The sequence below is a fragment of the Enterobacter sp. SA197 genome (assembly GCF_054131575.1).
The window spans coordinates 4,569,332-4,586,935 of the sequence record NZ_CP096393.1 but is presented as its reverse complement, the minus strand read 5'-3'; the positions used below and the strand labels follow the sequence as shown (position 1 = coordinate 4,586,935).

The following is a 17,604-nucleotide window of genomic DNA, read 5'->3' as shown; positions in this document are numbered from 1 at the left end:
TAAGGAGATCGTTAATTATGGCATTCGGGCAATGGCAGATAGGCCTGCATATTCAGCAAGATAGCATTGTAAGCGTTGCACTGACACCGGGACGTGCAGGCTGGACGCTACGCCGGTGGTGGCAGATACCGCTGCCTGCCGGGACGATGGACGCCGGGCAGCTATCGCTGCCTCAGCAGTTGATCAAGGTTCTGGCTCCTTGGCGTAAGTCCCTTCCGCAAAGACACCGGATACGTCTGGCTTTTCCTGCCGCGAGAACATTGCAAAAGCGGGTGCCGCGACCGGCAATGACGCTTCGTGAAAGCGAACTTAGCCACTGGCTTTCCCATACTGTCTCGCGTGAACTGGCGATGTCGGCAGGCGATCTCCGTTTCGATTACACCGAAGACACCCTGGCGACGGCTTACAGTGTTACCGCGGTCCAGACCAAAGAGATAGCCGAACTTCTTAACCTGACAACCGCCCTGCGGCTCAATGTCGCGGCTGTCACGCCGGATGCCTGTGCGTTGCAGCAGCTCATTCCCTTCCTGAGTCCACCGGCCCGTTGTTTGCTCTGGCGGGAGGCGTCGCAATGGCTATGGGCGACGCGTGGGGAGTGGGGCAGGCACGCCTGCGAAGCATCAGTTCCCCTTTCCCAGGTCGCCAGCCGCCTCGGCATCGCAGAGGAAGAGGTCATTCAGTGTGCGGATGAGAAGGGAGGATTTGATCCCTGGAGTGCGGTTACGCAACGCCATCCTCCGTTACCCTCGCAAGGCGCCTGTTTTGCCGTGGCGATTGGTCTGGCGCTCGGGAGTGTGCTGTGAGCAAGGCAGCGGTGAATTTGTTGCCCTGGCGAGAAGCGCGACGGCAACGCTGCAGGCGATTCTGGGCCATGTTTCTCGTTATTACCGGCGTGCTGTTAGTCCTGGTGGTAACGAACATAAAAATCCGCGTCAATGCCGAGCGGCAAATTGTCCTTCTTTGGCTGGCCTCTGACAGCGCGGCACTGGCGGCCATCGCGTCCAGAGAACCCCAATTAAAAGCTGCGCACGAAAAATGGGTTACGCAGCAGGCTCTTGCTAAGCAGCGGCATATGACCCGCCTTTGGCAGGATCGTTTAGTGACGCTTGCACGGACCCTGCCTGAGAGCCTGTGGCTGACGACCCTGAGCTTTAGTCAGGGCCAGCTATCCCTTTCTGGTCTGACTCACTCATTTGAGGCCCTACGCGACTTTGAGCAAACGCTAAGCACCGTGGATGGCTTTCATTTGCAACAAACGCACTCCGCTAAGCGCGATCCAAAGGGACGCTGGCTGTTTCACTATCGACTCGACCAGGAGGTAAACCATGCCCCGTGATGTTGAGTCCTGGTATGGCCTCGCTCCCTGGCTTCGTGGGTTTTGCGGCGTCATGCTCCTCACCCTTTGCCTGATGTGTTGCTGGTTTGGGATCCTGCGGCCTGCAGAGGCAGAACAGCAGGCGCTGGACGGGAAAAGGGTAACGCAGCAGCACGCACTCCGGCATCGCTGGCGGACCCTGATGGAGCTAAAACCGCCCGCGGGCGATGCGGTACCAACTACTGCTGTCAGGGAGGCGTTTTCCCCGCTGTCGTTTCATTCCGCAGGAAGGCAACTGCTTAGCTGGGAACCCACGCCGACGGGCGGAGAGATGTTGCTGGAAACCCGATGGAGCGCAGTGCCGCAGACCTTCCTTCAACTGTCTGAAGAAAACATGCTGGCCAAAGGGTTTTCTCTGGCGTTAAAGGAAAATGTCCTGCATTTCGCTTTGCAACTGGAGCGCAATAATGGCCGATAAATCGTCGCTCACTGTCTGTCTGCTGATGTTGCCGCTGATCCTCGGTATGCGTGATCCTTTTCAGCCTGTTCCGGACAGATGCCTGTTTTCCCAACAGTCGCTCTGGCAGTTGCAGGGTGCTGTCACCATCAACGGGCAGTCTGTTGGACTGGTACGGGATCCCACGGGCCGCTGGCACCGGTTACGGGAGGGTGACAGGCTCTTTGCCAACTGGCGAGTGGTTCGCCTTAATAAGGAAGAGGCCATACTTGAAAATGGTGACGGCTGCTCACCGGATCGCTGGCATCTGAAACGAGAAGGAACTCAAAATGATAAAACGCATGGTGGTCATGCTGTGCCTCTGCATCCTGATGCCAGGTCTGCACGCGAAGGAGAAAGAGAAATCCACAGACAAAGCGACACGACTGGTAACGCTTATCATGGACGACGTGCCAGTAGCGCAGGTGCTGCAGGCGCTGGCTGAGCAGGAAAACAAAAATCTGATTATTACCCCCGATGTCAGCGGCACCCTGTCGCTGCATCTGGTGGAGGTGCCCTGGAAGCAGGCGCTACAAACGGTGCTGACAAGTACCGGATTATCGCTGCGCGAGGAGGGAAATATTTTGCACGTGCGCTCCGCGACCTGGCAGCAACAGCAGCGTGACGCGCAGGAGGTAGCAAGGGAAAAACAAAAGCAAAACCAGCCGCTTGAGGAGCGTAGTTTTACGTTGCGGTATGCCGATGCAGATGAGCTGGCGAAAGCCGGGGAGAAGCTGCTTAGCCCTAAGGGGGCTATCACCGTTGATAAACGGCTAAATCGCCTGTTGCTGCGCGACAACAAAGCGGCACTTAATGCACTCGAAAAATGGGTGGCTCAAATGGACCTACCCGTGGAGCAGGTTGAGCTGGCGGCGTATATCGTCACTATTAATGAAAAAAGCCTGCGGGAACTGGGGGTGAAGTGGGGGTTAGGCGAAGCGACAAAACCGGCTCAACGAGGACAGGTCTCGACCCTTTCAGCCGACCTGTCGGTGGAAACGGCCAGCACGCGGGTAGGCTTTAATATTGGCAGTATCAACGGACGTCTGCTGGATCTTGAGCTCTCTGCGCTGGAGCAAAAACAACAGCTGGAGATCATTGCCAGCCCACGGTTGCTCACTTCACATATGCAGCCAGCCAGTATCAAGCAGGGCAGTGAGATTCCTTATCAGGTTTCCAGCGGTGAAAGTGGCGCCACGTCGGTGGAATTTAAAGAAGCGGTGTTGGGAATGGAAGTTACCCCAACGGTTCTGGCCGATGAGCGGGTGCGTTTGAAACTTCGCATCACCCAGAACGTCCCCGGTCAGGTTCTCCAGCAAGCCGATGGCGAAGTCCTTGCCATCGATAAACAGGAAATTGAAACCCAGGTGGAAATAAAAAGCGGTGAGACGCTGGCGCTTGGCGGTATTTTCTCGCAAAAGAACAAAGCGGGAACCGACAGCGTGCCCGTTTTAGGGAGTATTCCCTGGGTTGGCCGCCTGTTTCGTCATGATGGTAAAGACAATGAACGGCGTGAACTGGTGGTCTTCATTACGCCACGGCTGGTGGCGGTTCGTTAATTGATACATATTCCGTACCGCTTTTTCTGCTTAACTCGATACAGGTGTTTGACGTGAGAGATGATTTAGCTTACAAGGAGTACCGATTTGAGAGTCAGCGAATACCTACTACCCTAAAACGGTCTCTATGCGGTTAGTAATTTAATCAGTTGCCAAACCAGTCATTGTACTGAGATAATTTTTGGTCTGACTCTCGAACTTACGTATATGAGGTTTCAGTTCATGTCCTGCTTAAAAAGGTGTCAACGAAGCAGGTTTATCATCAACGAATAGTCTTAGTAATACCGAAAAAATGGCAGAGAAACGCAATATCTTTCTGGTTGGGCCTATGGGTGCCGGCAAAAGCACTATTGGGCGTCAGTTAGCTCAACAACTGAATATGGAATTTTACGATTCTGATCAAGAGATTGAGAAACGAACCGGAGCTGATGTGGGCTGGGTCTTCGATGTAGAAGGTGAAGAAGGTTTCCGCGATCGCGAAGAAAAGATCATCAACGAGCTAACGGAAAAGCAGGGAATTGTACTGGCTACCGGCGGCGGCTCTGTGAAATCTCGCGAAACCCGTAATCGTCTCTCCGCCCGAGGTGTCGTGGTTTATCTGGAAACCACCATCGAAAAGCAATTGGCTCGTACTCAACGTGACAAAAAACGTCCACTTCTGCAGGTGGAAACGCCGCCGCGTGAAGTGCTGGTGGCGCTGGCTGATGAACGTAATCCTCTTTATGAAGAGATTGCTGACGTTACCATTCGCACTGATGACCAGAGCGCGAAAGTGGTCGCAAACCAGATTATCCATATGCTGGAAAGCAACTAATTCTGGCTCAACTCACAGGCCTGCGGGTTTAAGCAATTAAGGTGGATGTCGCGTCATGGAGAGGATTACCGTCACTCTTGGGGAACGTAGTTACCCTATTACCATCGCGGCTGGTTTGTTCAACGATCCAGCTTCCTTCCTGCCCCTGAAGTCTGGTGACCAGGTAATGCTGGTTACCAACGAGACACTGGCACCGCTCTATCTTGATAAAGTCCGTCAGGTGCTGGAAAGCGCAGGGGTCAATGTTGACAGTGTGATATTACCGGATGGCGAGCAGTACAAAAGCCTGACGGTGCTTGACACTGTTTTTACGGCGCTATTGCAAAAACCCCATGGTCGTGACACCACGCTTGTTGCGCTGGGGGGAGGCGTCATTGGCGATCTTACCGGCTTTGCGGCAGCAAGCTATCAGCGTGGCGTTCGTTTTATCCAGGTTCCTACTACGTTGCTTTCCCAGGTGGATTCTTCCGTTGGCGGGAAAACAGCGGTTAACCACCCTCTTGGCAAAAATATGATTGGCGCGTTTTACCAGCCGGCTTCGGTCGTGGTGGATCTCGACTGCCTTTCAACACTGCCGGCACGTGAATTGTCGTCTGGTCTGGCTGAGGTCATTAAATACGGCATCATTCTTGATGGCGCCTTTTTCGACTGGCTGGAAGACAATCTTGATGCATTGCTGCGCCTGGATGGTAAGGCGATGGCTTACTGTATTCGCCGTTGTTGTGAGCTAAAAGCCGAAGTTGTGGCAGCTGACGAGCGGGAAACAGGCTTACGTGCTTTACTCAATCTGGGACATACCTTTGGTCACGCAATAGAAGCCGAAATGGGTTACGGCAACTGGCTGCATGGCGAAGCCGTCGCTGCGGGTATGGTGATGGCCGCACGCGCGTCTGAACGTTTGGGTCAGTTTAACCCTGAAGACACGCAACGCATCATTACGCTGCTTCAACGTGCCGGGCTACCGGTATGTGGGCCGCAGGAGATGTCTGCTCAGGCATACATTCCCCATATGCTGCGTGATAAAAAAGTGTTGGCAGGTGAGCTACGTTTAGTGCTCCCGCTGGCAATAGGGAAGAGTGAAGTTCGTGGCGGAGTGTCACAAGAGGTCGTACTTAGCGCTATTGCTGATTGCCAGCAGGCGTAACAACTAGAAAGGTTTGCTGCGCATGCGCGGCTTTTAAAGTCGGGCTTTATGCACAGGTGGTTGGCATAAGCCTTTGAGTGGGGTGTTAAATGGATGAATTCAAACCAGAAGACGATCTGAAACCCGATCCAAGCGATCGTCGTACTGGTCGTTCTCGTCAATCTTCTGAACGTATCGATGATCCGCAGATCAACTTTGATGATGTTGATGTCGATGCAGACGATCGTCGTCCTTCACGTGCACGTAAAGCGCGTGATGAGCGCGAGGAGTACGAAGAAGATTACGAAGCGGAAGAAGAGTCACTTGACGAGGAGCGTGCAGAACGCCGTCCGCGCAAGCGTAAAAAAGCCGTAGCCGCGAAGCCTGCTTCACGCCAGTATGTGATGATGGGCGTGGGTATTCTGGTGCTCCTGCTGCTCATTGTGGGAATCGGTTCTTCCCTTAAGGCACCGTCCACCCCTGCAGCTGGTGACTCCGCATCAACGGAAAAAAATATCGATCTCTCCGGCAATGGCACGAATGCCGCTGCTGATCAGGCGAACGGTGCGCAACCGGCACCAGGTAATACCCCGGCTCAGGACACTGCGGCTAACGCGAATACGTCACGCGATGTCTCCCTGCCGCCCATCTCCTCCACCCCGTCACAAAGCCAGGCTTCTGCAACACCGGAAGGTCAGCAGCGTCTTGAAGTGCAGGGTGATTTAAACAGCGCATTATCTTCACCGCAGGATCAGGCGCAGCTCAATAATGCGGTGGCGAACAGTACCCTGCCCACTGAACCTGCAACCGTTGCACCGGTACGCGGTGGTAACAGCAATGCAGCACACGCCACGGCTGAAAATAATAGCAGCAGCGCGCGTCCTGAACGTAAGCAGATGGTTATTGAGCCTAAACCCCAGGTTAAGCAACCCGTTGCGAAAGCTGAGCCTAAGACGGTTACGCCTCCGGCTGCTCAACAACCTAAACGCACTGAAAGCGTAGCGGCTGCACCCGTTAAAACGCCACCTGCGTCAACTGCTGCTCCGAAAGCCCCTGTTTCTACCGCCGCTCCGAAAGCGCCAGCGTCTACGGCTGCGCCAACAGCAACGGCTGCAGCACCTTCGGCAGGCGCGGGCGCGACCGGCAATGTCGGTTCGCTGAAGTCGGCACCGGGCAGCCACTACACTTTGCAGCTGAGCAGCTCGTCTAATTCCACCAATCTGAATGCCTGGGCGAAGAAAGAAAATCTGAAAAACTTTGTGGTTTATCAGACGACCCGTAACGGTCAGCCCTGGTATGTGCTGGTAAGTGGCGTTTATGCCTCAAAAGAAGACGCCAAGCGCGCAGTGGCAACTCTGCCATCAGATGTACAGGCGAAAAATCCGTGGGCGAAGCCGCTGCACCAGGTGCAGGCCGATCTTAAGTAATGTTTAAAGCGCAGGATGCTGTCGGAGCTGTCTCCACAGCCGGAGAGAGTGTAATCAATCATCCAGCATGAAAAAAAATCGCGCTTTTCTGAAATGGGCAGGGGGGAAGTACCCCCTGCTTACCGATATTGAACGACATCTGCCCTCGGGCGATTGTCTTATTGAACCCTTTGTCGGTGCGGGTTCTGTTTTCCTCAATACTTCATATTCCCGTTATATCCTTGCGGATATCAACAGCGATCTGATTAGCCTTTACAATATCGTCAAAGAAAATGTTGACGGTTATGTGGACGCCGCAAGGGCGCTTTTTACGCCCGATAACAATCAATCGGAAATCTACTACCAGCTTCGCAGCGAGTTTAATCAGAGCCGCGACCCGCTCCGTCGTGCGGCGTTATTTTTGTATCTCAACCGCCACGGTTACAACGGTTTATGTCGCTACAATTTGCGTGGCGAATTTAACGTACCTTTTGGTCGTTACAAAAAGCCCTACTTCCCGGAAGCAGAGTTGTATCATTTTGCGCAAAAAGCGCAGAATGCCTTTTTCTACTGCGAATCTTACGCTGACAGCATGGCGCGTGCGGATGCCAGTTCCGTGGTGTATTGCGATCCGCCGTACGCCCCCCTTTCTGCGACGGCGAACTTCACGGCTTATCACACCAACAGTTTTACCCTTGAACAGCAGGCCCATCTGGCCTCCATTGCTGAGAGCCTGGTAAGTAATCGAATTCCGGTTTTGATTTCCAACCATGACACGGCGCTCACCCGTGAATGGTACAGTCAGGCAAAACTGCATGTGGTGAAAGTGCGGCGCAGCATCAGCAGCAACGGTGGTACACGCAAAAAGGTGGATGAATTACTGGCGCTGTATCGCCCGACGACCGTGTAGCCCTGTTTAATCGCCGTCGTTACGCGTTCACCTTAGCCGGTAAAATGACTTTATTTTCTTCTCAAGGAGATGCGGATGACACAGTATTTGATTGCCCCTTCGATTCTCTCGGCTGACTTTGCTCGTCTGGGAGAGGACACGGCCAATGCGCTGGCTGCTGGTGGAGATGTGGTGCATTTTGATGTGATGGATAACCATTACGTGCCCAATCTGACTATCGGGCCGATGGTTCTGAAAGCACTGCGTAACTACGGCATCACCGCACCTATTGATGTGCACCTGATGGTGAAACCCGTTGATCGTCTGGTCCCGGATTTTGCTGATGCGGGCGCAAGCATTATCACCTTTCACCCGGAAGCATCAGAACACGTTGACCGCACCCTGCAGCTCATTAAAGAACATGGCTGCAAAGCAGGACTGGTCTTTAACCCGGCCACGCCGCTGAGTTATCTGGATTATGTCATGGATAAGCTGGACGTCATTTTGCTGATGTCCGTGAACCCCGGTTTCGGTGGGCAGTCCTTCATTCCGCATACGCTGGATAAACTGCGTGAAGTGCGTCGCCGTATTGACGCCTCAGGGTTTGACATCCGTCTTGAAGTAGATGGGGGGGTGAAGGCGAGTAATATCCGTGAAATCGCTGCTGCTGGTGCGGATATGTTTGTTGCTGGCTCTGCAGTTTTTGGTCAGCCGGACTACAAGAAAGTGATTGATGAGATGCGCAGTGAACTGGCAAAGGTAAGTCATGGATAAATTGCAGGCAATTCGCGGGGTAGCCTTTGACCTCGACGGGACGCTGGTTGACAGCGCACCGGGTTTAACCGCAGCAGTCGATAACGCGCTGTATGCACTCGAACTGCCACAGGCGGGTGAGGAGCGGGTCATTACCTGGATTGGTAACGGCGCCGATGTGCTGATGTCGCGCGCACTGGCCTGGTCATTACAGGAGCGCAATGCGCAGCGTGCCGCATCGGGTAAACCAGCGGTTAACGCGGCGGATATTCCAGAAGACGAGCAGGCTTTCATGCTGCGTAAGCTGTTTGACCGCTACTACGCTGAGTCGGTTGAAGCGGGGAGCTTCCTGTTCCCGGATGTGGCCGAAACGCTCGAGGTTCTCTATGCGCAAGGTTTGCCGCTGGCGCTGGTAACCAATAAGCCCACACCGTTTGTCGCGCCTTTGCTCGAAGCACTCGGCATTGCCCACTATTTCAGCCACGTCATCGGCGGTGATGACGTGAAGAACAAAAAGCCCCATCCGGAGCCGTTGCTGTTGGTGGCAGAAAAGCTGGGTCTGACGCCTGACCAGCTACTGTTTGTTGGGGATTCCCGTAACGATATTCAGGCAGCTCAGGCGGCAGGATGTTGCTCCGTGGGGCTGACTTATGGTTACAATTACGGCGAAGCTATTACGTTAAGCGAGCCGGACTATGTATACGACCGCTTTAACGAATTACTGCCCGCTCTCGGGCTTTCGCACAGTGAAAATCAGGACGTGAAACATGACTAAGCCCATCGTATTTAGTGGCGCACAGCCCTCAGGTGAATTGACCATTGGTAACTACATGGGTGCGCTGCGACAGTGGGTAAACATGCAGGATGATTACCACTGCATCTATTGCATCGTCGATCTGCATGCCATCACTGCGCGTCAGGACCCTGAGAAGTTGCGTAAAGCCACCCTGGACACCCTGGCGCTCTATCTGGCCTGTGGTATCGATCCTGAGAAAAGCACCATCTTTGTTCAGTCCCATGCGCCAGAACATGCGCAGCTCGGCTGGGCGCTGAACTGTTACACCTATTTCGGCGAACTGAGCCGCATGACGCAGTTCAAAGACAAATCAGCACGCTACTCCGAAAACATTAACGCCGGTCTGTTTGACTACCCGGTGCTGATGGCGGCGGACATTTTGTTGTACCAGACCAACCTGGTGCCGGTGGGTGAAGATCAGAAACAGCATCTTGAGCTGAGCCGCGATATCGCGCAGCGTTTCAATGCGATTTACGGTGACGTCTTTAAAGTGCCGGAACCCTTCATCCCTAAATCCGGTGCCCGCGTGATGTCCCTGCTGGAACCGACCAAAAAGATGTCCAAGTCTGACGATAACCGTAATAACGTGATAGGCCTGCTGGAAGATCCGAAATCGGTCGTTAAGAAAATCAAACGCGCGATGACCGATGGCGATGAGCCACCCGTTGTCCGTTATGACGTCAAAGAGAAAGCGGGGGTCTCTAACCTGCTTGATATTCTCTCCGGTGTGACGGGCCAGAGCATTCCTGAGCTGGAACAGCACTTTGAAGGCAAGATGTATGGTCATCTGAAAGGGGAAGTGGCGGATGCCGTTTCCGGCATGCTGACTGAGCTTCAGGAGCGCTACCATCGTTACCGTAACGATGAAGCTTTCCTGCAGAAGATCATGAAAGAGGGTGCAGAGAAAGCCAGCGCCCATGCCTCCCGGACCTTAAAAGCCGTTTATGACGCCATCGGGTTTGTCGGCAAGCCGTAATCGCGACATCGACATGATGAAGAGGGCTACGGCCCTCTTTTTTCGTCTTATCGGCGCAGCTTAATGTCGATGGTTATCAATGGTGAGCGTAACGCGGTTAGCGCGACAAAACAGTTCCGACACGTGTACCGGTTTATCATTCTGATCAAACGCGATTTTACTGATGCGAAACAGCGGCTCCCCGAGTTCGCATTTTAGCCATTTGGCCTGAGTACGGGTCGCTGCAAAGATGTCGATCGTTTTGTTATCGCTGATAACCTGGGTGTCGTAATGTTTTTGAAAGATCTGGTAGGTCGAGATGCCTTCACGGTAATTCTCATCAAATGCCGGGTAGCGTGACAGTGGGATCCAGGAGCTGTCGATAAACAAAGGCTCTTTGTCGAGATACATTACCCGGCTTAAGTGGAAGACCTCGCCGTTTCCGGGGATGTTGAGCTTCTCGCAAAAGGGCGCTGCGTTTATCCGGGCCTGCTCAATCACTTTCTCTTTGGTCGGTTTGCCTTGCGATACCCCAAAGTCTGTAAAACCACTCACGGTCAGGAGCGCGTTCTCCACCTTTTGGCTCTGTACGAAGGTGCCTTTACCCTGCCAGCGAATCAGCACCCCATCCGACACCAGATCGCTGATGGCTTTACGTATCGTGATCCGGCTTACATTATAAAGCGTACACAGTTCGGTTTCGGTCGGGATCTGCTGCCCGGCTTTGTAGATGCCCTGCGCAATATCATCCAGTAAACGCTGGCGTACCGTGGCATAGAGTAATTGATGAGAATAGCGATCCAAAGCTGGCATGACTCAACCCTGATAAGAAGAGAATAGAGCGATTATAGGGTTGTTTATCAGCCAGTCATAGCGCGCAGGCATGAAGTTGCCATCACTCATGCCTGCGTTTAACTACCATGCGCCGTGGTATTGAATGGTGCGTGCCGCACTCTGCGTTCCCTGCGCCATGCACTCTACAAGCGTGCGGTCGCTGGCGACGGCACACAGGAAGCCTGCAATATACGAATCGCCTGCTCCCATGGTATCGACCACGTTTACCGCAAGAGCAGCCTGACGCCAGAACTGCCTGCCATCCCAGGCAATGCTGCCGTTTTCACCCAACGTCACAATCATCGTGCCGGCACCCCGCGCCACACTCTCCTGCATCCTTTCCCGTAATGCCGCGTCTTCCTGCTGCGCCGAGGCGAAAACAACGTCCAGATGGGGTAAAAGCGTCTGCCAGAGCGGGCTGTCCCATTTATCGGCGAAATCGAAGGCGGTGAGCTTACCTGCGGCGTGCAGACGGGGAAAGGCCATCTCCGCATGTCCCCAGATAGCGGAGTGCACGATGTCAAAGCTATCAAGCCAGGCAAAATCGCTCTCTTCCAGCGTAAAATCTGCCATGACGCCTTCAGTGTAATCACCAAGCACCCGATCGTTACCTTTCATCTCCACCTGCGTTTGTGCCGTGATGCCGCATTTGACGTGCACGTGGCTGGTGTCGATACCTGTTCTGACCAAATCCGCTTTCAGCATCCGCCCGTACTCATCTTCCCCTACCCAGGTAATACAGCCGGGTTGCATACCGTAGCGGGTGCTGTAAACCGCTACGTTTACCGCATTGCCGCCGGAAAACGCTTTGCCCAGGTGAGGATAGATATCGACGCAGTTATCGCCGAGGGTTACCAGCCTTTTCATGCGACGGCCTCCGGTAGTAAGGCGCGAAAGCGTTCCAGCGCCTGGCGGGCGAACAGCCGCGGCTCATTCATGTACATAGTCACCAGCTCTATCGTGCAATAACCTTTGTAGCCGCTGGCAATAACATCGCGCATCAGCTCCGTTAGCGGCATCTTTCCTTCCCCAGGAATGTAGTGGCTATCGCTTGCCCCATCGCTGTCGACGATATGCAGGTGGCGGAGCTTATCGCCAAGCTTGGTGAAATAGCTCATGACCGGCTCGCCCTGCACCCAGGGGGCGCAGATATCTATCATGCTGTACAGATGGGGTGACGGAACAAGGGAGAAGGCGCGCAGTACGTCATTGGCGTTGCAGACCACGTTTGATTCATACGGCGTAAGCGGTTCAAGCACCAAATCCATATCAATCTCCTGCGCATAGTCGCACAGCTCGCGCAGATTATCGGCGAGGCGCTGCCAGATAATATCCGGTGTCGTCAGATACCCTGCGTGCGCGGCAGAAATGAGCGTAAAGCCTGCGTTCATCTCTTTGGCCATGTCCATTGCCAGTTTAATCATGTCGAGACTCTCGCGGCGCATCCTCTCGTCACCCAGCATCATGTTCCACGGATAGCCGTTGGTTTCCGGGGTATAGCCAATGATCGGTAAATCATAAGTTCGGGCGAGGGCTTTGATGTGCTTAATCCCGCCCGCTTTCAGATCGGGTGCGAAGGCGTGCGGACGCCCGCCCCACAGCTCAATACCGTCATAGCCCAGTTCATGCGCGTCGCGAAAGGCGTCTTCAATCGGTAAACGCTGGTGACCGCAGGTAAACATGCCTGTTTTCATTGCTGTTCTCCTTTTAAAGAAAGCCGGTCTCTGACGGACCGGCCAGATAAAATCAATATTCAACCAGACCGCCGTAATAGCGGCGTTCATCCGGGTTGTGATCTTTGTAGATGGACAGGTAGTAGCAGAGCCACTCCATAGGCACGAACATCAGGAACGGCGCCAGCCACGGGTGCAGCCCCCGGGCAATGTCGGCGTAATCAATGACGATGACGTTATCGGTACGCGCTTTCACGAAGCGAATGGCGCGTTCGGTGGTGTGGCGACTTTCGTCGTTACCCAGCAGGAAGAGGAAGGGAACGCCGGGTTCAACGACTTCGAGCGGACCATGACGGAATTCGCCGCTCTCGATGACTGAACCGTGGGTCCAGGTAAACTCCATCAGGGTGACAATCCCCTCTTTGTAGCCCAATGGACGCAGCGGCCCGGCAGACACGGTGTAGATCATCGGCCATGCGCTTGCCTGCTCACCCAACTGACGGCCTTTCTCTTCCCAGTTGCGCACCAAATGGCCCAGCGCCTGGGGCAGTTTTTGCAGGTCGGTTTTGATCTTGCCGATTTCGGCGTGCGGTGCGCGGCGGGTAATCATCTCCAGCACCACGCTATAGCAGAGCAGCAAGTGAATTTCCCAGATGCAGTCGGCCTGGTAATCCACCACATACTCCACCGGCTCGGTGATAGGGCTATCCGCTTTTTTGGTGAAAGCAGCGGTGAGTGCGCCACAGGCCCGGCCCAGTTCCAGCGCTTTAATGACCTCTTCGGTTTTGCCGTAATCCGACACGCCGATCACGGCACAGCGGCTATCCAGACGGTACGGCGTGTTATCGCAGAACTCCCAGCCGGAGAGAGCATAAACCTGAAGATCTGAAAAACGATCTGCAAGGTGCTTCGCCGTTTGCGCCGCATTTAGCGGCGATCCGCAGGCAACGAAGTAGATTCGGTCGATATCACGACGGATCATCTCATCGACAATGCCATGAACGCGAGGAACGTCCTGCTGCAGAACTTTCTCTACTTCTGCCACCATATTTTCAGTGACCAGGAAGTCCACGGTGCTTTTATCAATATTCAACATGTAACGTTTCTCCAGATGGGTTTACGAAAGTGCGGCCAGACGACGATTGCGCCTTTCCCAGAAGGCGTAGGCGGGCAAGCCGGTGGCGATAACAATCAGGGCGCAGACCAGACCAGGAATGGGCGCCCAGACAAAAGTGGAGGCGACAAGGATCAGGCTTGAGCAGATGGCAAGGAACGTCATCAGGCCAAACATGGGTGTCCGCCAGAGCGGTTTGTAGTCGTCGCGTTTGCGACACCAGATGATTGAGCCGAAGGTGAGGGTATTTTTAAAGCACATTACCAGCGTGAAGTAGCCGAGCAGGCTGGTCAGGTCGGAAACAAAGATAAAGAAGATCCCGAGCGCGCACTGGAGAACAATTGAGACATCCGGGGTGTTGTATTTGGGATGGACGTGGGCGAAGCATTTGAAAAAGAGCTTATCTTTCGCCATCGCGTACTCCAGACGCGGCTGGTACATCACGCAGCTTGAAAGGGAGCCCAGGATGACGATCATCGCGGTGACCGCTACAAAGATGCCCGCCATACTGCCCAGCGCAGGGATATAAGTCAGTGCATCAGAGATGGGGGTTCCCGAGGCGGCCAGTTTCTCAAACGGCATCAGACCGGAGATAACAAGCGCCAGCAGCGAATAGAGCACCAGTACCAGTAAGCAGGAGCCAATCAGGGCGCGCGGCATGGTCTTGCCAGGGTCTTTGATTTCGCCGGTCATATAGCAAATTGACGCCATGCCGGTATAAGACCAACTGGTTGCTGAGACACCTGCCAGCAGCGCCATGATGCCGGAGGCGGCAGTCACGGTCGCGGCGCCGGACGGGGCCGTGAAATTGTCTGTTTTGAACCAGAAAATGCCGATGCCGATAACAATGGTAAACGGAATGATCTTGGCGATGGTAATCAGGGTCTGAAACGCGGCACCGCCCTCAACGGAACGCAGGTGCAACAGCATAAACATAATGATGAGCGCGGTTGCCACCAGCTTGCCGGTCAGCGGGTCGAGCGGCATCAGGAAGCCGAGGTTGCTGACAACCGCCAGCGCCATAATGGACAGTGAAGGAGCATCATTCGCCCAGAAGCTGGCCCAGCCGGACAAAAATGCCAGCGGGCGACTGCCGGCATTTTTTAAATAGACATAATCCGCACCGTTTTCGGGGTAGGCCGTGGACAGCTCCGCATACACGCACATCTGCGGAATGACAATCAGCCCACCCACAATGAACGCCAGCACGGTTAACCACGGGGTGCCCGCCGCCTTTGCAACTTCACCTACTGAAACGAAAATACCGGAGCCGACGGTGGTTCCGACAGCGATAGCAAGCACGGCCCAAAAGCCCAGCTTGCGTTGGAGTTCCTGGCTTTCCATATCAATACCTTTTTTAGAATGTGTTGTAGGGTCAAAAGGTCGCCGTAGCCATCAGGAGGTAAAACGATGCTTTGCTATATGACGACACATAATCAATATAACAACACATGATGAATTGTATTGTGGAGAGAGATCACAAAATCAGCAGCTGGAGGGCGGGCTGGCAGAGTGTTTTTATTAACTTACTGATTAATAGATATAAAAAAGGACCGCCGGGGCGATCCTTTATCTGGATGGGTCAGAACCACTTAAGCTTGTCGCGAAGGCCGACTACCCGACCGACAATAATCAGCGCCGGGCTCTCCACCTGTTGCGCCAGTTCTCCGAGCTGCGTCAACGCGCCGCTCACCACGCGCTGTTTCACGGACGTCCCGTTTTCCACCAGCGCCACCGGCATATCGACCTGCATACCGTGCTCAATCAGTTTTTCCTGAATGGTGGCTGCCTGATTCAGGCCCATATAGAACACTAGCGTCTGTTTCTCTGCGGCCAGATTCGCCCAGTCCAGCTCGCCACCGGTTTTCAGATGACCCGTTACCAGCCGCACGCTCTGCGCATAATCGCGATGGGTAAGAGGGATACCCGAATAGGCGGAGCAGCCGGAGGCGGCAGTGATACCGGGGACCACCGAGAAGGGAATTCCCGCATGACAGAGGGTTTCCAGCTCTTCACCACCGCGACCGAAAATAAACGGATCACCGCCCTTGAGGCGCACCACGCGTCTGCCCTGTTGCGCTTCGTGCAGCAGGATCTGGTTTATCTCTTCCTGGGGAACGCAGTGGTATCCGGCACGTTTGCCAACAAAGACGCGATCCGCGTCCCGGCGCACCAGATTCATGATTTCATCGGAGACCAGGCGGTCATAGACCACCACATCAGCCTGCTGGATCTGCTGCAAACCTTTGAGCGTCAGCAGACCCGGATCGCCAGGACCGGCTCCCACCAGCACCACTTCCCCACGATTATCCAGTGGCTCGGCAATCAATTGTTCGGTAATGGCTTCAACGGCAACGCTGTCCTGGTTCGCCAGTGACTGCGCAAGGCGGTCATTAACAAACAGCTTTTCCCAGAAACGACGACGTTCAGGGACGCTGGCAAAATGCGTTTTCACGCGCCGGCGCAGTTTACCGGCGTAGCGGGCAACGTGCCCCAGGTGTTGCGGAAGAATCGATTCCAGCTTTTCGCGCAGCAGGCGGGCCAGGACAGGCGAGGTGCCGCCCGAGGAGACCGCGACCATCAAAGGGGAGCGATCAATAATTGAGGGCATGATGAAGCTTGCCTGCTTCGGCGCATCGACCACGTTACAAAAGATACGACGGGATTCAGCCGCATCGCTGACGTGCTGGTTAACCGCTTCGTCATCCGTTGCGGCAATGACCAGCCAGCATGGATCGAGCAGACTTTCATCGAAATCGCCTTCCACCAGCCTTAGCATGCCTTCCTTCGCCCAGACATGGAACTGCGGAACGAAGGCGCGTGAGTTCACGGTAAGTCGTGCACCAGCATCCATCAAAAGTCGGGCTTTACGTTCTGCGACATCGCCACCGCCGACCAACAGGCAATCGCGTTCGCGTAGTTGACAAAAAATGGGTAAATGGTCCACGACATCACCTCAAATACACGTCATTTTTCGGGCCGCAGTTTTATTGGCTGCAACCCGATTACTGGTGTCTTTATTAGTTGGTTGTAATTGGTTGGCTCTTCGCTGCCTTCTCTACGGAAGGGCGTTCGGCTTTTGGCGTAGCATACCAGTAACCCAGACCCATAAACACGGCGCCGGAGAAAGTATTCCCGAGTGTGACCCACAACAGGTTATGACCAATACCGGAGAGGGTATAAGCGTCGCTGTGATGACCAAACCAGGAGAGGGCGAACAGGGTCATATTGGCAACGGAGTGCTCATAGCCGGAAGCGATAAATGCCAGCAGACACCACCAGATTGCGAGGAATTTGGCCGCGCCTTCAGTACGAATGGCCATCCAGATAGCGAGGCATACCAGCCAGTTACACAGCGCCCCTTTAAAGAACAGCACCCCGGCCGGAGCACTGGTTTTGGCCAGCGCAGCGGTATGGACAAGACTGGTATCCAGCGGCAGCAGGCTGCCACCACCCCAGTTGTAAAGCAGCGCAACCAGAACTGAACCCAGCAGATTGCCCAGCCAGGTTTGTGGCAGGATGGTCCACATCTGGCCCTGGCTGATAGTGCCCGCTTTCACACCGAGCGTCAGGAACATGGTATGACCGGTAAAGAGTTCAGAGCCGGCGATAATGACCAGGGTTAAGGCGATGCCGAAAGTGGCTCCCATGACCAGCGGGCGCACGGACGGATCGAGCAGGTTTCCAAGGGTGAAAATTAAAATAATCCCTAAGCCCACATAAGCCCCCGCCATGGCAGAGCTTATCCAGAAAGAGAGCGGATTATTGGCTGAGAGTCGTGCAATGCGCGCAGCGTTAGCCGCACACTTATTAATAGTGTCTGTAAACATAGTGTTGATTACCCAAAGTTAAAAAAGAAAATGTTAAAAAGCGGGGG

Annotated in this window: 19 protein-coding genes; 12 read left to right on the top strand and 7 right to left on the bottom strand. The window is 54.3% G+C overall.

All coding sequences use genetic code 11. The features are described 5' to 3' along the window. The first annotated feature begins 17 nt into the window (after positions 1 to 17). The 12 genes from M1D91_RS21585 (at position 18) to trpS (ending at position 10,127) form a co-directional block, all read left to right on the top strand. Complete coding sequence (locus M1D91_RS21585) at positions 18 to 803, top strand: DNA utilization protein HofM (RefSeq protein WP_437432798.1); 786 nt, start codon at positions 18 to 20, stop codon at positions 801 to 803. Further along, positions 800 to 1,336, top strand: a complete 537-nt coding sequence (locus tag M1D91_RS21580; protein ID WP_437432799.1) for a PilN domain-containing protein — start codon at positions 800 to 802, stop codon at positions 1,334 to 1,336. The genes M1D91_RS21585 and M1D91_RS21580 overlap by 4 nt, the downstream gene beginning before the upstream one ends. Beyond that, positions 1,326 to 1,793 carry a HofO family protein gene (locus tag M1D91_RS21575; RefSeq protein ID WP_437432800.1) on the top strand — a complete coding sequence of 156 codons (468 nt, stop codon included), beginning with the start codon at positions 1,326 to 1,328 and terminating at the stop codon, positions 1,791 to 1,793. The genes M1D91_RS21580 and M1D91_RS21575 overlap by 11 nt, the downstream gene beginning before the upstream one ends. Beyond that, positions 1,783 to 2,256 carry a HofP DNA utilization family protein gene (locus tag M1D91_RS21570; protein WP_437432801.1) on the top strand — a complete coding sequence of 158 codons (474 nt, stop codon included), beginning with the start codon at positions 1,783 to 1,785 and terminating at the stop codon, positions 2,254 to 2,256. The genes M1D91_RS21575 and M1D91_RS21570 overlap by 11 nt, the downstream gene beginning before the upstream one ends. After that, complete coding sequence (hofQ, locus tag M1D91_RS21565) at positions 2,144 to 3,370, top strand: DNA uptake porin HofQ (protein ID WP_437432848.1); 1,227 nt, start codon at positions 2,144 to 2,146, stop codon at positions 3,368 to 3,370. The genes M1D91_RS21570 and hofQ overlap by 113 nt, the downstream gene beginning before the upstream one ends. Positions 3,371 to 3,662: 292 nt before the next feature. Further along, positions 3,663 to 4,184 carry a shikimate kinase AroK gene (gene aroK, locus M1D91_RS21560; protein WP_185668982.1) on the top strand — a complete coding sequence of 174 codons (522 nt, stop codon included), beginning with the start codon at positions 3,663 to 3,665 and terminating at the stop codon, positions 4,182 to 4,184. Between the two features lie 55 nt (positions 4,185 to 4,239). Further along, a complete protein-coding gene (aroB, locus tag M1D91_RS21555; RefSeq protein WP_437432802.1) occupies positions 4,240 to 5,328 on the top strand; it encodes a 3-dehydroquinate synthase in 1,089 nt (362 codons plus the stop codon). An 89-nt stretch (positions 5,329 to 5,417) separates the two neighbouring features. Further along, positions 5,418 to 6,734: a cell division protein DamX gene (gene damX / locus M1D91_RS21550; protein ID WP_437432803.1), complete on the top strand. Its 1,317-nt coding sequence runs from the start codon at positions 5,418 to 5,420 to the stop codon at positions 6,732 to 6,734. 67 nt (positions 6,735 to 6,801) lie between these two features. Further along, the gene (gene dam, locus M1D91_RS21545) at positions 6,802 to 7,623 is read left to right on the top strand and encodes an adenine-specific DNA-methyltransferase (protein ID WP_437432804.1); all 822 of its coding nucleotides are present in this window, start codon (positions 6,802 to 6,804) and stop codon (positions 7,621 to 7,623) included. Between the two features lie 75 nt (positions 7,624 to 7,698). After that, the gene (rpe, locus tag M1D91_RS21540) at positions 7,699 to 8,376 is read left to right on the top strand and encodes a ribulose-phosphate 3-epimerase (protein WP_437432805.1); all 678 of its coding nucleotides are present in this window, start codon (positions 7,699 to 7,701) and stop codon (positions 8,374 to 8,376) included. After that, positions 8,369 to 9,130: a phosphoglycolate phosphatase gene (gene gph, locus M1D91_RS21535; RefSeq protein WP_437432806.1), complete on the top strand. Its 762-nt coding sequence runs from the start codon at positions 8,369 to 8,371 to the stop codon at positions 9,128 to 9,130. The genes rpe and gph overlap by 8 nt, the downstream gene beginning before the upstream one ends. Next, a complete protein-coding gene (gene trpS, locus M1D91_RS21530; RefSeq protein ID WP_437432807.1) occupies positions 9,123 to 10,127 on the top strand; it encodes a tryptophan--tRNA ligase in 1,005 nt (334 codons plus the stop codon). The genes gph and trpS overlap by 8 nt, the downstream gene beginning before the upstream one ends. Before the next feature lie 60 nt (positions 10,128 to 10,187). Here the strand turns inward: trpS and M1D91_RS21525 are convergent, their stop codons facing one another. The 7 genes from M1D91_RS21525 to nirC form a co-directional block, all read right to left on the bottom strand. Continuing rightward, a complete protein-coding gene (locus M1D91_RS21525; RefSeq protein ID WP_437432808.1) occupies positions 10,188 to 10,919 on the bottom strand; it encodes a GntR family transcriptional regulator in 732 nt (243 codons plus the stop codon). Between the two features lie 102 nt (positions 10,920 to 11,021). Then, positions 11,022 to 11,807, bottom strand: coding sequence for a fructoselysine 6-kinase (frlD, locus tag M1D91_RS21520; protein ID WP_437432809.1), 786 nt, complete (start codon positions 11,805 to 11,807; stop codon positions 11,022 to 11,024). Next, on the bottom strand, positions 11,804 to 12,634 hold the full coding sequence (gene frlC, locus M1D91_RS21515) for a fructoselysine 3-epimerase (RefSeq protein WP_437432810.1): 831 nt from the start codon (positions 12,632 to 12,634) through the stop codon (positions 11,804 to 11,806). The genes frlD and frlC overlap by 4 nt, the downstream gene beginning before the upstream one ends. Before the next feature lie 52 nt (positions 12,635 to 12,686). After that, positions 12,687 to 13,709, bottom strand: a complete 1,023-nt coding sequence (gene frlB, locus M1D91_RS21510) for a fructoselysine 6-phosphate deglycase (RefSeq protein ID WP_437432811.1) — start codon at positions 13,707 to 13,709, stop codon at positions 12,687 to 12,689. A gap of 21 nt (positions 13,710 to 13,730) precedes the next feature. Then, positions 13,731 to 15,071 carry a fructoselysine/psicoselysine transporter FrlA gene (frlA, locus tag M1D91_RS21505; RefSeq protein WP_437432812.1) on the bottom strand — a complete coding sequence of 447 codons (1,341 nt, stop codon included), beginning with the start codon at positions 15,069 to 15,071 and terminating at the stop codon, positions 13,731 to 13,733. 238 nt (positions 15,072 to 15,309) lie between these two features. Next, complete coding sequence (gene cysG, locus M1D91_RS21500) at positions 15,310 to 16,674, bottom strand: siroheme synthase CysG (protein WP_437432813.1); 1,365 nt, start codon at positions 16,672 to 16,674, stop codon at positions 15,310 to 15,312. Positions 16,675 to 16,747: 73 nt separating this feature from the next. Further along, a complete protein-coding gene (nirC, locus tag M1D91_RS21495; RefSeq protein WP_437432814.1) occupies positions 16,748 to 17,557 on the bottom strand; it encodes a nitrite transporter NirC in 810 nt (269 codons plus the stop codon). Positions 17,558 to 17,604 lie beyond the last annotated feature (47 nt).